This window comes from Acinetobacter sp. ANC 5045, from assembly GCF_004331005.1.
In the GTDB taxonomy this organism is placed as follows: Bacteria; Pseudomonadota; Gammaproteobacteria; order Pseudomonadales; family Moraxellaceae; genus Acinetobacter; species Acinetobacter towneri.
This window is the reverse complement of sequence record NZ_SJNS01000009.1, coordinates 106,070-119,820: the sequence shown is the minus strand read 5'-3', so window position 1 is coordinate 119,820 and position 13,751 is coordinate 106,070. Positions and strand designations below refer to the sequence as shown.

18 protein-coding genes and 1 pseudogene are annotated in these 13,751 nt (G+C 40.1%); 13 read left to right on the top strand and 6 right to left on the bottom strand.

The genetic code is table 11. The annotated features are described in order from the left end of the window. Window positions 1–325 (bottom strand): annotated as a pseudogene (locus tag E0H79_RS09070) (RNA-guided endonuclease TnpB family protein); the annotation flags it as partial. Window positions 326–528: 203 nt separating this feature from the next. Between E0H79_RS09070 and E0H79_RS09065 the strand changes: the two are divergent. From E0H79_RS09065 to E0H79_RS09055, 3 genes are all read left to right on the top strand, one after another. Next, on the top strand, window positions 529–906 hold the full coding sequence (locus tag E0H79_RS09065) for a hypothetical protein (RefSeq protein ID WP_096902818.1): 378 nt from the start codon (window positions 529–531) through the stop codon (window positions 904–906). Beyond that, window positions 896–1,354, top strand: coding sequence for a hypothetical protein (locus E0H79_RS09060; RefSeq protein WP_026438387.1), 459 nt, complete (start codon window positions 896–898; stop codon window positions 1,352–1,354). The genes E0H79_RS09065 and E0H79_RS09060 overlap by 11 nt, the downstream gene beginning before the upstream one ends. 200 nt (window positions 1,355–1,554) lie before the next feature. After that, window positions 1,555–2,043 (top strand): winged helix-turn-helix transcriptional regulator, encoded by a 489-nt coding sequence (locus tag E0H79_RS09055; RefSeq protein ID WP_004973550.1) that lies wholly within the window; start codon window positions 1,555–1,557, stop codon window positions 2,041–2,043. Window positions 2,044–2,074: 31 nt separating this feature from the next. Here the strand turns inward: E0H79_RS09055 and E0H79_RS09050 are convergent, their stop codons facing one another. The 4 genes from E0H79_RS09050 to tusD form a co-directional block, all read right to left on the bottom strand. Next, a complete protein-coding gene (locus E0H79_RS09050) occupies window positions 2,075–2,386 on the bottom strand; it encodes a TusE/DsrC/DsvC family sulfur relay protein (protein ID WP_026438386.1) in 312 nt (103 codons plus the stop codon). Window positions 2,387–2,444: 58 nt separating this feature from the next. Further along, a complete protein-coding gene (locus E0H79_RS09045) occupies window positions 2,445–2,729 on the bottom strand; it encodes a DsrH/TusB family sulfur metabolism protein (RefSeq protein WP_004973553.1) in 285 nt (94 codons plus the stop codon). Window positions 2,730–2,794: 65 nt separating this feature from the next. After that, entirely contained in the window at window positions 2,795–3,145 is a 351-nt protein-coding gene (locus tag E0H79_RS09040) for a hypothetical protein (RefSeq protein ID WP_004973555.1), read from the bottom strand. Between the two features lie 43 nt (window positions 3,146–3,188). Continuing rightward, window positions 3,189–3,557 carry a sulfurtransferase complex subunit TusD gene (gene tusD / locus E0H79_RS09035; RefSeq protein WP_104851975.1) on the bottom strand — a complete coding sequence of 123 codons (369 nt, stop codon included), beginning with the start codon at window positions 3,555–3,557 and terminating at the stop codon, window positions 3,189–3,191. 60 nt (window positions 3,558–3,617) lie between these two features. On the opposite strand from tusD, the gene E0H79_RS09030 reads away from it, so the two are divergent. The 5 genes from E0H79_RS09030 to E0H79_RS09010 all read left to right on the top strand — a co-directional run bounded on the left by E0H79_RS09030 (window position 3,618) and on the right by E0H79_RS09010 (window position 7,764). After that, window positions 3,618–4,622: an SDR family NAD(P)-dependent oxidoreductase gene (locus tag E0H79_RS09030; RefSeq protein ID WP_004973559.1), complete on the top strand. Its 1,005-nt coding sequence runs from the start codon at window positions 3,618–3,620 to the stop codon at window positions 4,620–4,622. Between the two features lie 173 nt (window positions 4,623–4,795). Continuing rightward, window positions 4,796–6,190 carry a class II fumarate hydratase gene (gene fumC, locus E0H79_RS09025; RefSeq protein ID WP_104851973.1) on the top strand — a complete coding sequence of 465 codons (1,395 nt, stop codon included), beginning with the start codon at window positions 4,796–4,798 and terminating at the stop codon, window positions 6,188–6,190. Window positions 6,191–6,322: 132 nt separating this feature from the next. Beyond that, the gene (locus tag E0H79_RS09020) at window positions 6,323–6,511 is read left to right on the top strand and encodes a type II toxin-antitoxin system HicA family toxin (RefSeq protein ID WP_004973562.1); all 189 of its coding nucleotides are present in this window, start codon (window positions 6,323–6,325) and stop codon (window positions 6,509–6,511) included. A gap of 2 nt (window positions 6,512–6,513) precedes the next feature. After that, window positions 6,514–6,897, top strand: coding sequence for a type II toxin-antitoxin system HicB family antitoxin (locus E0H79_RS09015; RefSeq protein ID WP_104851972.1), 384 nt, complete (start codon window positions 6,514–6,516; stop codon window positions 6,895–6,897). Between the two features lie 375 nt (window positions 6,898–7,272). Next, the gene (locus E0H79_RS09010) at window positions 7,273–7,764 is read left to right on the top strand and encodes a hypothetical protein (protein WP_131261442.1); all 492 of its coding nucleotides are present in this window, start codon (window positions 7,273–7,275) and stop codon (window positions 7,762–7,764) included. A 104-nt stretch (window positions 7,765–7,868) separates the two neighbouring features. Here the strand turns inward: E0H79_RS09010 and E0H79_RS09005 are convergent, their stop codons facing one another. Continuing rightward, window positions 7,869–8,786: a LysR family transcriptional regulator gene (locus tag E0H79_RS09005; protein ID WP_104851971.1), complete on the bottom strand. Its 918-nt coding sequence runs from the start codon at window positions 8,784–8,786 to the stop codon at window positions 7,869–7,871. 93 nt (window positions 8,787–8,879) lie between these two features. On the opposite strand from E0H79_RS09005, the gene E0H79_RS09000 reads away from it, so the two are divergent. The 5 genes from E0H79_RS09000 (at window position 8,880) to E0H79_RS08980 (ending at window position 13,695) form a co-directional block, all read left to right on the top strand. Continuing rightward, window positions 8,880–10,121, top strand: a complete 1,242-nt coding sequence (locus E0H79_RS09000; protein ID WP_131261441.1) for an acyl-CoA dehydrogenase family protein — start codon at window positions 8,880–8,882, stop codon at window positions 10,119–10,121. 130 nt (window positions 10,122–10,251) lie between these two features. Then, on the top strand, window positions 10,252–11,373 hold the full coding sequence (locus E0H79_RS08995; protein ID WP_131261440.1) for a phosphotransferase family protein: 1,122 nt from the start codon (window positions 10,252–10,254) through the stop codon (window positions 11,371–11,373). Continuing rightward, window positions 11,370–12,068 (top strand): histidine phosphatase family protein, encoded by a 699-nt coding sequence (locus E0H79_RS08990; protein WP_004973573.1) that lies wholly within the window; start codon window positions 11,370–11,372, stop codon window positions 12,066–12,068. The genes E0H79_RS08995 and E0H79_RS08990 overlap by 4 nt, the downstream gene beginning before the upstream one ends. 10 nt (window positions 12,069–12,078) lie before the next feature. Next, window positions 12,079–12,822 carry an SDR family oxidoreductase gene (locus E0H79_RS08985; RefSeq protein WP_004973576.1) on the top strand — a complete coding sequence of 248 codons (744 nt, stop codon included), beginning with the start codon at window positions 12,079–12,081 and terminating at the stop codon, window positions 12,820–12,822. 162 nt (window positions 12,823–12,984) lie between these two features. Further along, entirely contained in the window at window positions 12,985–13,695 is a 711-nt protein-coding gene (locus E0H79_RS08980; protein ID WP_096902562.1) for an SGNH/GDSL hydrolase family protein, read from the top strand. Window positions 13,696–13,751 lie beyond the last annotated feature (56 nt).

Below are 13,751 nucleotides of genomic sequence, written 5' to 3'. Positions count from 1 at the left end.
CCTTTTTAAACGGTATCCAACCCAGTGAACATCTAGCTGATTTTTTATTACTGACACGCCATTTTAGTTTTGCTTTTTTGAACTGCTTGCGTCTTGTGACCAATTCTTCTGTCACTGCCTGAATAGTTTGACTGTGCAAGTTGCATTCTTTCGATGTGCCTTTCGTGTATTTTGCAATGTCGTATGCTGAAAAGAATTGTTGTTTACGTTGCAGATGCTTAAAACACAAATCATTGACATAATTCCAGACAAAATTTACTTCGGATGCTAACTGATTTAGCACCTTGCAATGTTTGTCTTTTATGCGTAATTTGAGTGTCTTCATCCAATTATTTTAACAGTATTTTTCTTAATAGTGACTATATTACAAGTATTTAAAACGACATTTCGTGTCGTTCATATGGTTTACTCCAGTCGCTTATATCCTCGTGCTGAACCACGAGGTTTTTCGCTCCAGTGGATAAAAATAAAGATTTTCTATCTGTACAATCTCGTTAGAATACTCACAGCTTATCTTAGAGAATTGTCATGTCTAAACCACAGCAAAAGCAAAAAAACTCAGCCTTGGCAGAATTGATAGAAGAACAAAAACTGCTCTGTGAAGAATTTGGTTCAGCCTATATTGCAGTGAGTGGCGATGATGTTGTCGCAGTTGCAGTCCAGACCTTAAATAAAGACCCAATTGTGGGCTTGCGTAAAGCGCCAGAAGGTGAAGAAAAAGTCGCGTGGTACATTTATGGCGGTGAATTGGGTGAAGATGAAGTGAACTTTGAAACCATGCCTGTGCGCGAGTTGCAAGATATTTTGCCTGACGTGCTTCCATATCTGGCTTTAGAACAAGGCTACCGCTTTATGATTGATGCTGATGACTATGAAGATGTCTGGAAAGAAGGCGATGAGTCTTAAGCTTATGCGCATGTCGAACATGGCAAAAATATCGGTGAGCATTATGCTTGGACTGCAAAGTCTGAGCGTAATGGCACAAGGTATTCAAGCGCAGCAGTTGGCACTTGAAGCATCATCTACACCTATTACAATTCCACATACAGCCAATGGGTTGACCCAAACACAATATCAAGATTTGTTAAATCAATACACGCAAATTGTGAATGACAGCAAAAAAATATTGGATGATCCTACGAGCCAAGCAACGGCAGAACAACAAAAACAGGCATTTTGTGCACGCTATCACGCCTATAAAAATATTGCTGAAATTTCCGAGTACAATCCAAACTTGTATCCTGCACCTGTGATGTTAATGGTGGCAAAGCGTTATTTAGAACAGCAGCACAACAGTTTCACGGCTTCAGGTATGACTGAACAAGTTTTTTGTGCAGGAGCTACATCTAAATAGTGTGATCTGCCTTATAAGTGAATAGCACAAATTTAAAGATTGAAGATGCAGGCGTATAAAACCCTAAAAACTGGGGATTCCTTTTAAGCAGATTGTGAAGTCATACTTCATTTTTTATCAATTTTCATGCAAAACTAACTTTGCAAAGACTGTAGAATCTTTTAACTTGCAGGTAGTGAACTGAGGGATAGGCGACATAGATGAAATGGGATGAAATTGGCGAGCAGCCTTGTTCGATTGCACGAACCTTGTCGGTGATTGGTGACCGTTGGACGATGCTGATTATTCGTAATGCCTTTATGGGCATGCGTCGCTTTGATGATTTTCAACAACATTTGGGCGTAACGCGGCATGTATTGTCAGATCGTTTAAAGCGTTTGGTGGAACATGAAATTTTAGTCAAAGTGCCTTATGTAGAGCGCCAAGAACGTTTTGAATATAAATTGACAGAGAAGGGCTTGGAGCTTTATCCCTTAATGCTGTCTATGGCAAATTGGGCAGATAAATGGATGGATCAAGGTTTAGGTAAGCCTGTGGAATACATCCATAAAAATTGTGCTAAGACGTTTCAACCTGTCGTGGTATGTTCGGAATGTGGTGAAGAACTGCATGCCAAGCAAGTAAAACCACATTTTACCCCAGTGTATTATCAGTACATCCAAGCACAGCAGAATTTAAAACAAGCCTAAATCAGTGCTGTATTAATCAGCAACAGTTTGTCTATAAGCAGTTGGCTGGTTTAGGAATACCCGCTAAACGACTTAAATGCCGTGCCACCAAACCTGTATTAAATTTTTCCTGCAAAACAGCGTTGTTAATCTCTGGGCTTACAGTTTTCATTAAAAATTTGATTAAAGGACGGGTTGCAGGTGAGTGTCCAAATTGCTGATAAAATTGGCGTACAGCGTGCAAAACTTCAAAATGCCAAGCTGTGAGTTCAAGCTCTAAACTTTGCGCCAATTCTTGCGCCACTTGTTCATTCCAGACAGTGTAATCCAGCAAATGTCCATCTTGATCTAATTCTAGTGTCATTTCTTGTTTCATTCACCCTTAAAAATGCTTTGCATTGGTTTCATATCATTACGGCTTGCTATTTTAAGCTGATACAGCGCTGATGTGCTAAACACAGCGTTGCAAAAGCTGCATAATTAATCGGCTGTACATTTTCCGCCAAATGACCATTCAATATTTCTGCATCATTTTCCAGTACATATATTTTGTCTAGCTGGGCACAGAGTGGATGTTGCTGGTGCAATACCGCATCACCCATAAGTACAACGCTGTCTTGCGGAGCATACAAGGCATTTAGCTCTGCTAAAATTGTTGCGGTGCTATCAAAGCTCGCTTGGATTAAATATAAATTTGCGTCAGACATGCTTTTCTCTTTAGATGTTTAGATATGGTCAAATGATCAATCAGATTGTTAAACCACCGATCAACCTACCAATATAAAACTCGATCAAAGGTTTGAATCAGCTCCCGATTCAGTTCCACCCATTCAATTTCATGTACCGTATTTTTGATAAACGGCGAGTTAGCATGTTTATTTTCAATCAAAATTGGGCTGAGGTCATAAAACTCAAAGCTATCGACCAAATTGGATGCCACTTTAAAAGCATGTTTTAGTGAATCAAATGCCAGTTCCGACTGTAATAGGCTTAATGCCGCATCTTGTAATAACACTTTGACTTCACAACCAAAAGTTGCCAGTACCATTGTTGCAGACAAGCTTTCATGCACTTGTAAGCTGTTTAAATTGGCCTGACGTAAAACCACGAGTACAGTTTTCACACAATTTACCTTTTAAATGCAACAGATTTACAAAATGAATCGCTTAAAATTGAATCAGGCGTTTTGTGCTTTGCACTGCATCGGCCAGTTCGCCCAAGCCAACCAATTCAAAGCCTGCGGCTAAATTGTGTTGGCTCAGTTGATGGCGTTTGGCATTGTCTGCATCGCTAATACCACGTGCCAGTGCGGCACTTACACATACGGGTAAACGAATAGACAATTTTTGCCATTCTGTTTTGAGGTTGCGTTGATCATCGGGTACCCATTGCAACTCATTCGCTACAGCAACGCCATCTTGATAAAAAAACACACGAAAAGCCTCATTTTTCTGTTGTAAGGCTTGAGCAAGACCGAGTGCATGCCATGCATGAATAGAGGTTGGTGCGGAGGTTATTAGTAATAAGGTGCTCATCAAAATTCACTAATGCAATGTGCCAAGGCGCATTCAGACTTTATAAAAAAGGTAGTATAAATGATTTTAGTGACTGGTGGTTTAGGCTTTATAGGCTCACACATTGCATTAAGCCTAATGGCTCAAGGGCAAGAGGTCATTATTGTAGATAATTTATCCAATGCAAGTATGCAGACCTTAGAGCGACTTGAATATATTGCAGGGCGTTATGTGCCTTTTGCCAAATTAGATGTAAGAAACACGCCTGCGCTGAACAAAGTCTTTGAACAATATTCGATTACTGCGGTGGTGCATTGTGCAGGGTTTAAATCTTTAGAAGAATCGGTGCTTAAACCACTGGAATATTATAACGATAACGTCAGTTGTATTATGAGTTTATTGCGTTCTATGCAACGTACAGGCGTGCGTCGTTTGGTGCATCTTTCAAGTATCGCGGTCTATGGTAAGTCGGGATTGAGTCTGGAAGAAAGCCAGAGCTTTAATTACACCTATGCCAATCCGTATGTAAAATCTCAGCAGATGGTTGAAGAAATCATCCAAGATACTTTTAGAACCGACAATGAATGGAATATCGCTATTTTGCGCTTGAGTAATATTGCTGGCGCGTTTGAACACGGCATTTTAGGTGAAGTCGTTGCTCCGTTACCTAAAAATATTATTCCTTTGGCGATGCAAGTCGCAGTACAGCAGCGTGAAGCGATTGAATTACGTCAGCAAGCTAATACTGCAGATCAAACTGTAGAACGTAGCTTTGTGCACGTACTCGATGCCTGTGATGCTGTGATTGCAAGCCTGCATTGGTTATTTGAGCAAACGCATAGCTGTGAAGCTTTTAATATTGCGGGAGAAGTGGTTTCAATTCAACAATTACTTGCACGTATTAGTGAAGTCACTGACACTGAAATTGCTACAGTTCCTGCAATTCATTATGAATATCCTGAGTTAGATCAGTTAGGTGCAGTCGTAGATAAGGCACAACAATATTTACACTGGCAGCCAAAACGTAGTCTGGAAAAAATGCTAGAGGATGAATGGCGTTTTTATCAAAATACGCTTAAGCATTAAAAGTAAGCGCTATAAAATTCGTTGAGATGCGATTCACGAAGCCTCATAGCTGAAACAGATACAATGCAACGGAATTATTGATAATAATTATCATTTACTAGGCTGTCTGTTTTTTATAAGATCGAGATAAGAGCACATGACATCATTGAAATCACGAAGGAATGAGGCTGAACATGCAAACACGTATTGAACATGACACCATGGGTGAGGTTGAAGTTCCGAATGACGCGCTTTGGGGCGCACAAACTCAGCGCAGCTTACAAAATTTCAAAATTGGCAATGAGCGTTTACCACGCGCCATGATTCGCGCTATGGGTTTGGTTAAAAAAGCTGCGGCAATCACCAATGCAAACTTAGGGCAAATCCCGCAAGAGTTGGCGCAATACATTGTCGGTGCAGCAGATGAAGTCATTGCAGGGCAGTGGGACAGTCAATTTCCTTTGGTGGTGTGGCAAACAGGTTCGGGTACGCAAAGTAACATGAACTGCAATGAAGTGATTGCCAATATCGCCAATCAAAAACTGGGGAATCCTTTAGGTGCGCAAAAGCCTGTACATCCGAATGATCATGTCAACCGCGCCCAATCGACCAATGATTCTTTTCCAACTGCAATTCATGTGGCAGCGAGTTTGCAAATTAATGAACTGCTCATTCCTGCAGTAAAGAGTTTGCGCGATACGTTGCATGCCAAAAGTGAAGAATTTTCTGAAATTGTCAAAATTGGACGTACACATTTACAAGATGCGACACCATTAACTTTAGGGCAGGAATTTAGTGGCTATGTATCGCAGCTAGATCATGGTTTAAAACGTCTAGAACAGGCTTTAACAGGCTTGTATGAGTTGCCATTGGGCGGTACAGCAGTCGGTACAGGCTTAAATGCACATCCTGATTATGCGGTACAGGCAGCGGAGCAATTGGCACAGCTAACAGGCTTAGCATTTGTGACTGCACCAAATAAGTTTGAGGCTTTGGCGGGGCGTGATGCTGCGGTATTTGCTTCAGGTGCATTAAAAACTTTGGCGGTGAGTTTAAATAAAATTGCCAATGATATTCGCTGGTTAGCCAGTGGCCCGCGTTGTGGTTTTGGTGAGCTGCGTATTCCAGAAAATGAACCTGGTTCAAGTATTATGCCGGGCAAGGTTAATCCAACACAAAGCGAAGCAATGACCATGGTAGTTGCACAGGTATTGGGCAATGACACCACAATTAACGTGGCTGGTGCATCGGGCAATTTTGAGCTGAATGTATTTATGCCAGTGATCGCATATAACTTATTGCAATCTATTCAACTCTTGGGTGATGCCTGCAATAGCTTTAATGAGCATTGTGCCGTTGGCATTCAAGCAAACCGTGAAAAAATAGATCACTTTTTGCATGATTCACTCATGTTAGTGACCGCTTTGAATCCTGTAATTGGTTATGAGAATGCAGCGAAGGTGGCTAAAACAGCTTATAAGGAAAATAAAACCTTAAAGCAAGTTGCAGTAGAGCTGAATTTGGTCACAGCAGAGCAGTTTGATGAAGTGGTACGTCCTGAACAAATGATTGCACCGAATACCAAGTAATCAGTTTTAAACAAATTCAAGGTCTGTGTTTGTCTGCACATGATGCGAGGTAGACACAGACTTTGTTTATGAAAATCAGGGAAAATTTTGGGCATCCTTCCTTATTAAAATTATGTTGTGTATAATTACACAATGAACAGCAAAGACATTATTAAGCGTCTTGAGCAGGAAGGCTGGTACAAAGTGGGTGGTAAAGGCGACCATGAAAAGTATAAGCATCCTGAAAAGCCTGGGCATGTTGTGGTACCACATCCACGTAAAGATATGCCAATAGGAACTCTACGCAATATATATAAACAGGCTGGTTGGGAGTGGAGGTAAAAATGTTATATCCAGTATATGTTCACAAAGATGAAGATAGCGCATACGGTTTAACCTTTCCTGACTTTGATGGATGCTTTAGCGCAGCAGATGAGTTGCAAGATATTCAGCGCATGGCACAGGAAGCGGTTGAAGTTCACTTTGATGGTGAAGATATTCCGTTACCAGAACCATCAAGCCCAGAGCAATGGTTAGGTGATGAGCGATTTGAGGGGGGGTTTTGGTTGTTAGTTGATATTGATACAACAAAAGTAAATACAAAGTCTATTCGTATTAATATCAGCATGCCAGAAGCTTTAGTGAAACGTATTGATGCTGTTGCAAAAAAACAACATTTAAGCCGTTCGGCATTCTTAGCTAAAAGCGCGGAAATGGCGTTGCATTAATCAAGTAAAATATACTAAACCCAGGCTAAATGCTGGGTTTTCTATTGCACCTAATTTGAATGTAGAGGGGTAATTCATCCTAATACGATTTTAAATTTATGTGTTGGTGTAAAGACATAATTTGCATAACGGCAGAATAGGCTGCTACAAGGTGCTATCTAAATGTAATAGTTCAAAACCCGTCATTTAGTCGCATTAACCACTTTTAGATGCTTTCTTTTATGTCCGTTCCTTATTCAACTTACATTGAATAAGCTGCCATAATTGCTAGAATACGCAATACTTCAAAATACTGTTTTGCTAAAGTTTTGCATTTATTTTGCAAAATTTAATTTTTTTATAAGCAACTCAATATCTTAACTACGGAAATTTTCAATGCTCTCAATTTATTTAACGGATATTCAGCAACACGTGCAATTTAAAGATTACCCGGGTGAGCAGCCTGTTAAATTCATCTTGAATTTTAAAAAGATTTTTCCAAGTGTGATGGAGCTTTTACTACCTGTATTGCCTGAAAATGAAAATCTGGAAGAAATGACGTGGGAGTCGACCACTACAGATTTAGAGTTATTTAAATTGCTGCTCAGTGGGTGGGGCGTAATTGAATTACGTTTAAATGCGCTCAGTCAGTTCAAAGGCAAGACATTTGCAGATCAGTTGGTGAAACAAGCCCAACAAAAACGTAAAGATTTCGCCAAAGCACAACAACAATTACAAACTGTGGAGCTAGATTACTTATTTATGCATGAAACACATGCCTTAATTGATGCTGAATTGGTAGAAGTAGGTGAAAAGTTCTATTTGCCAATTTTGCGTGATTTATGGAAAGGCAAAGTATCTACAAAAGTATTGGAAGCGAAGTTTTAAGAACAAACCCATATTAAAAAGCTGTCTCGGCGGCTTTTATTTTTTATAGAATCATACAAGACGATTAGCAACCACTTGCAAATTCAAGATTAATTCAAAATAGCCTAAGCAAAGATTTTAGAAATTTCCTCTCTTAAGAAATAATGCCTTGAATTTTCCTGTAAATCTTTATGCCAATACATCCCCATATTAATTACAGGCAAGTCTACAGGCACATCAAAAATATTCAATTTTTGGCTCATATTCAAATGCTTTAAAATCATTTTAGGAATAGTTAGTATGGCTTGAGGATGCTGCTGTAAAATCTGTAACGCCGTAGAATAGTGCTGACAACGTAAAAAAACCTGCCGTGATAATTGCTTTTGATGCAAATAAATATCTTCTAGCAACATACCAGTACGCCGTGATGAAACCCCAATATGTGCAGAAGATAAATAAAGTGCAGTATTCATTTCTTGTTGTGAACTACAGACCACAAATTGGTCTTGAACTAAGGATTGAAACTGAATTTTATCGCCAAAGTTTTGTTCTAAATCAATTACAAAATCAATTTGTTGTGTTGCTAAATCTGCCAAAACCGTTTTGCGGTCTAATTTGTGGCTCAGAAATTGAATATCCAAGTTCAACTTTTGAAAATGCGCCACCAATTTAGGAAAAATAATCGGTTCAATTTCATCATGGATAGCAATTTTGAGCGATTGCAACATATTCGGCTCAAATTGCTGTTTCTGTATTGCAATACTTTGAATCGCCAACAAGGCATTTTTAATAGTCGGATAAATTTGCTCGGCAAAAGGCGTAGGCAGCATTTTATTGCCACTTCGCACCAGTAAATCATCTTGTAAATGTTGTCTTAAACGCTGCAAAGCATGACTGGCGGCAGATTGGCTAATACACAAAATTTGTGCAGCTTTGGAAATACTGCGCTGCTCATAAATTGCAACAAACATCGGGTATAAATTGATGTCTAAACGATGAAAAACGGTAAGATCAACTTTTGCATTGTTATGAACATGATTCATAGTGTTTTATTGAATTAAATCATTTTGTTCATATTACTTTTCAAGTTAAGGTGTTGTAAAGCAATGAATACAATATTTTAAGGGATTTGAACCATGTTTGAGCTATCTGCACGCGCCAAAGACTATATAGAACGTACCAAAGCCTTTATTGCCAAAGAAATTGAGCCGATTGAAGCTGAATTCTGGGCAGAAGTTCACGAATTAAATCAGGGTGGTGACTGGACTAAATGGCAATGGCCAGCACAATTAGAACAATTAAAAGCCAAAGCCAAAGCTGCAGGTTTATGGAATATGTTTTTACCTTGTCCAGAATTAGGACAAGGTTTGTCGGTACAAGAATATGCACACATTGCAGAGTTGAGTGGACGCAGTTTGATTGCGCCAACCGTATTTAACTGTAATGCACCCGACAGCGGCAACATGGAAGTTTTATGGCGCTATGGTTCTGAAGCACAAAAGGCAGAATGGCTGACACCGCTGCTTGAAGGTAAAATTCGTTCTGTGTTTTGTATGACTGAACCTGCAGTGGCTTCAAGTGATGCGACCAATATGCAGGCAACAGCAGTCGTAGACGGCGATGAAATTGTCTTGAATGGTCTTAAATGGTGGTCTTCAGGTTTGGGCGATCCAAATGCCAAAATTATTATTTTTATGGCGCATACACCCGATGAAACCAAAGACCGTCATCATCAACACTCTATGGTTTTAGTCCCTGTGGATACTGCGGGCGTTAAAATTCAACGCATGTTACCTGTATTTGGTGATTACGACGCGCCACACGGTCATGGCGAAGTCAGTTTTGATAACGTGCGTGTGCCTGTTGCCAACTTTATTGGCGGTGCAGGACAAGGTTTTGAAATTGCACAAGGTCGTTTAGGTCCGGGGCGTATTCACCATTGTATGCGTTGTATTGGTGCAGCCGAAAAATCTTTGGAGTTGATGATTGACCGTGGCATGAGTCGTACCGCATTTGGCAAGGAAATTCTGAAACTCGGTGGCAATTTGGAGCGTGTAGCGGAAGCACGTGTGGCGATTGACCAAGCACGTTTATTAACTCTCTATGCAGCCTATAAAATGGATACTTTAGGCAATATGGCAGCACTTACCGAAATTTCTGCCATTAAAGTGGTTGCACCAAGTGTCTTGGAAAAAGTAGTTGATATGGCGATGCAGATTCATGGTGGTGCAGGCGTATCTAGAGATACACCGTTGACAGGTTTCTTTGCCCAAGCGCGTAGTTTACGTCTTGCCGATGGACCAGACGAAGTACACAAAGGCATGATTGCCAAACTTGAGTTGGCTAAACGTGGTTATCGTAGCAGCCGCAAAAAATAAGTCAGTTGCGAATTTTTTATTGTGTCGCTTGGTAGTGTATTCGGCAATATTTCTGATATTGCCGATACATCTCAAGAGAACACGGAAAATCTATGTTAGATTAAAAAAATTGGAAAATTAGGGAAAAATAATGTCAGTTATTGATGTAGGCGGCACAGTACGCGAAGGCGAAGAACTCGATATTCAGGCAGTGACAGCATGGTTAAAACAACAAAATGTCGATGTCGTAGAACCTGTAGAAGTCACACAATATTCAGGCGGTGCATCGAACTGGACATATCGCCTTAAGTACAGCAATGCTGATTTAATTTTGCGTCGTCCGCCCAAAGGTACTAAAGCTAAATCTGCACATGACATGGCGCGTGAATATCATGTGCAAAAGAATTTAGCCCCGTTTTATCCTGTGTTACCTGAAATGGTGGCGTTGTGTCAGGATGAAGCTGTAATTGGCTGCGATTTTTACGTGATGCAACGTATTGAAGGCATTATCCCACGTGCAAAATTGCCACCAGAGCTTGATTTTAGCGAAACTCAAGTACATGAACTTTGTGTAAATGTCATTGATAAACTGATTGAGCTGCATCAAGTACCTTATGCAGGAACTGAGCTAGAAAAATTAGGGAAAGGTGATGGTTATTGCCGACGTCAGATAGAAGGTTGGGATGCACGCTATGCCAAAGCACATACCATCAACGTGCCATCTTTTAAATATGTGCGTAAATGGTTGTTAGACCATATTCCTGCAGATTCAAAAACCTGCATTATTCATAACGACTGGCGTTTTGATAATGTGATTTTAGACCCGAAACATCCGACTCAAGTGATTGGCGTTTTGGACTGGGAAATGGCAACACTGGGCGATCCACTCATGGATTTAGGCTCGGCTTTGGCATATTGGGTTGAAGATACCGATAATCAAATTTTTAAAGCCACCCGTCGTCAACCAACGCACTTAAAAGGCATGTTCACACGTCAGCAAGTGGTGGACTATTATTTGCAAAAAACAGGCTTGAGCACCGATAACTGGACATTCTATGAAGTGTTTGGAATTTTCCGTTTAGCGGTGATCGCCCAGCAAATTTATTATCGTTATTTCCACAAGCAAACCAATAATCCTGCATTTAAGGATTTCTGGATTGTCATTCATGCTTTGCATATTCGTGCCTTAAAGTTAATTGGTTTACAAAAACTGGAAGCAAATGAACTAGCACAAAAATATATCGCCAAATTTAAGGAATTGATGCCGAAATGACCACCATTTATTTAATTCGTCATGGGCAAGCATCTTTTGGGGCAGAAAGTTATGATCAACTTTCGCCTAATGGTGAGTTACAAGCCAAATTGCTCGGACGTTATTTTGATCGCATTTTAAAAGAAGCACCCTATGTGGTGGCTGGTTCAATGCAGCGCCATCAGCAAACTGCACAACTGGCTTTGGCAGAATGTTTTCCTGAGGTCGAAATTCATACCGACAGTGCATGGAACGAGTTTAATCATCAACAGGTTTTCGCGCAGTATGAACCGCGTTTTAATCAACCTGAATTGATGAAAGAAGATGTCGCCAAAGAGGTCAATCCTCGTGCATATTTAGCAAAAATTTTTGAAGGTGCGATAGAACGCTGGACGGGCGGTGAATATCACCATGAATATGAAGAATCTTGGCCGCATTTTAAACAGCGTGTCGAAGATGCATTGCAGCATTTATGTGATGACTTAGCCCAAAAACAACCACGATATGCTGTGGTATTTACTTCTGGTGGTGTGATTTCTGTGGCTGCAGGTAAAATTTTAGGCTTAACGCCCAATAAAACCTTTGCATTGAACTGGGCAATTACTAACTCAAGTATCACCACTTTACGTTTGGTCGGCAGTGAACCACAACTGTTAAGCTTGAATGAACATCATTTTATTAAAGCTGAAAACTCAAATTTATTGACTTGGATTTAAGGATCAAACCATGACAAAAACAATTCTAATTACAGGTGCAAGTTCAGGTATTGGTGCGGGTATGGCACGTGAATTTGCTCAAATGGGTTATAACCTTGCAATTTGCGCCCGACGTTTAGAGCGTTTGGAAACGCTGAAACAAGAACTGGAAAGCCAGTTTGGTATTCGTGTTATTGCAAAAACGCTGGATGTCACCAATTATGATCAGGTGTTTCAGGTGTTTCGTGAATTTAAACAAGATTTTGGACAAATTGACCGCATTATTGTCAATGCAGGCGTGGGCGAAGGACGTCGCATTGGTAAAGGTAATTTTGCCATCAACAAAGCCACAGTAGAAACCAACTTTATTTCAGCTTTGGCGCAGTGTGAAGCCGCGGTTGAAATTTTCCGTGAGCAAAACTCAGGGCATTTGGTGATGATTTCATCTATGAGTGCCATTCGTGGTATGCCAAAACATCTTACTGCTTACGGTGCAAGTAAAGCTGCAGTAGCACATTTAGCAGAAGGAATTCGTGCAGAATTAATTGATACACCTATTCAAGTTACGACTATTTTCCCTGGTTATATTCGTACCGAAATCAACGAAGGTGCAAAAAAACTGCCTTTTGAAGTTGATGAAAAAACAGGTTCACGCTTACTTGCTGCAGAAATTGAAAAAGCGCCAATTAAAGCCTATGTACCTAAATGGCCATGGTTGCCATTGGGCTTAGCTATGAAAGTTTTACCATTAAAATTGGTCAATAAACTCGGCTAAATAGCAGCGATATCATAGTATTTGAGTAGCATCCTGAAATTTAAAGCTGATGATGAATGCAATCACTTTAAATGACACGATGCTATTTTTATATTTGAGTCTCTACTTTTGTTTGGGTTTAAAATTTGTATTTTCGGTTTTCGTATTTAAGAGTGAAATGTGATGTGGCTTAGAACAGCAACCCTTGCCTTAATTCCCGCTTTGGTGATTCAGGGAAGTCGTGTTAAAAAGAACACGATCCGATTGCCTGAAGCCGAAGGCGCACGAGAAGGTATTACAGGGCAAGGGCAAACGCTGTCATTATTGATTTTAGGCGATTCTGCCGCTGCAGGCGTTGGGGTAGCACATCAAAATGATGCGCTTTTAGGTGCGGTGATTTCTGCTTTGCAGCATCAGTACCAAGTACATTGGCGTTTAGAGGCGCAGTCTGGAGATACTACCTCACAAGTCATTCAAAAAACGAAAAAACTGGTAAATCAAAAATATGATGTTGTGGTTACTTCTGTTGGTGTCAACGATGTAACACGCTTAATGTCGGCACAGACTTGGATTAAACAACAGCAACATTTTTATCAACTTATTCAAGCGAAATTCCAACCTGAATTAATCATTGCTACGGGGGTTCCACCAATGCATTTATTTCCCGCATTGCCCAATCCATTATCTTGGCTATTTGGACAATACGCAAAACAAATGAACTTACAATTAGAAAAAATGATTGCACAACAAGAAGATATGCAGTGGATTGAATATGATATTCGAAAATATCAATCCATGAATTTAGAAATGGCAAAAGATGGTTTTCATCCAAGTAAAGAAATTTACCAAATTTGGGGCAAAGAAGTCGCGGAGATGATTTTAGAACGGTTTTAGGTAGAATTCTTATGATGTAAAACTCGGTAATGCGTATAAGAAAGCCCGCTAATAGT

Coding starts and splice junctions, on each gene's coding strand:
- E0H79_RS09065 (WP_096902818.1), top strand. CDS start 529: ATGTCTAAACCACAGCAAAAGCAAAAAAACTCAGCCTTGGCAGAATTG.
- E0H79_RS09060 (WP_026438387.1), top strand. CDS start 896: ATGAGTCTTAAGCTTATGCGCATGTCGAACATGGCAAAAATATCGGTG.
- E0H79_RS09055 (WP_004973550.1), top strand. CDS start 1,555: ATGAAATGGGATGAAATTGGCGAGCAGCCTTGTTCGATTGCACGAACC.
- E0H79_RS09050 (WP_026438386.1), bottom strand. CDS start 2,386: ATGACACTAGAATTAGATCAAGATGGACATTTGCTGGATTACACTGTC.
- E0H79_RS09045 (WP_004973553.1), bottom strand. CDS start 2,729: ATGTCTGACGCAAATTTATATTTAATCCAAGCGAGCTTTGATAGCACC.
- tusD (WP_104851975.1), bottom strand. CDS start 3,557: ATGAGCACCTTATTACTAATAACCTCCGCACCAACCTCTATTCATGCA.
- E0H79_RS09030 (WP_004973559.1), top strand. CDS start 3,618: ATGATTTTAGTGACTGGTGGTTTAGGCTTTATAGGCTCACACATTGCA.
- fumC (WP_104851973.1), top strand. CDS start 4,796: ATGCAAACACGTATTGAACATGACACCATGGGTGAGGTTGAAGTTCCG.
- E0H79_RS09020 (WP_004973562.1), top strand. CDS start 6,323: ATGAACAGCAAAGACATTATTAAGCGTCTTGAGCAGGAAGGCTGGTAC.
- E0H79_RS09015 (WP_104851972.1), top strand. CDS start 6,514: ATGTTATATCCAGTATATGTTCACAAAGATGAAGATAGCGCATACGGT.
- E0H79_RS09010 (WP_131261442.1), top strand. CDS start 7,273: ATGCTCTCAATTTATTTAACGGATATTCAGCAACACGTGCAATTTAAA.
- E0H79_RS09005 (WP_104851971.1), bottom strand. CDS start 8,786: ATGAATCATGTTCATAACAATGCAAAAGTTGATCTTACCGTTTTTCAT.
- E0H79_RS09000 (WP_131261441.1), top strand. CDS start 8,880: ATGTTTGAGCTATCTGCACGCGCCAAAGACTATATAGAACGTACCAAA.
- E0H79_RS08995 (WP_131261440.1), top strand. CDS start 10,252: ATGTCAGTTATTGATGTAGGCGGCACAGTACGCGAAGGCGAAGAACTC.
- E0H79_RS08990 (WP_004973573.1), top strand. CDS start 11,370: ATGACCACCATTTATTTAATTCGTCATGGGCAAGCATCTTTTGGGGCA.
- E0H79_RS08985 (WP_004973576.1), top strand. CDS start 12,079: ATGACAAAAACAATTCTAATTACAGGTGCAAGTTCAGGTATTGGTGCG.
- E0H79_RS08980 (WP_096902562.1), top strand. CDS start 12,985: ATGTGGCTTAGAACAGCAACCCTTGCCTTAATTCCCGCTTTGGTGATT.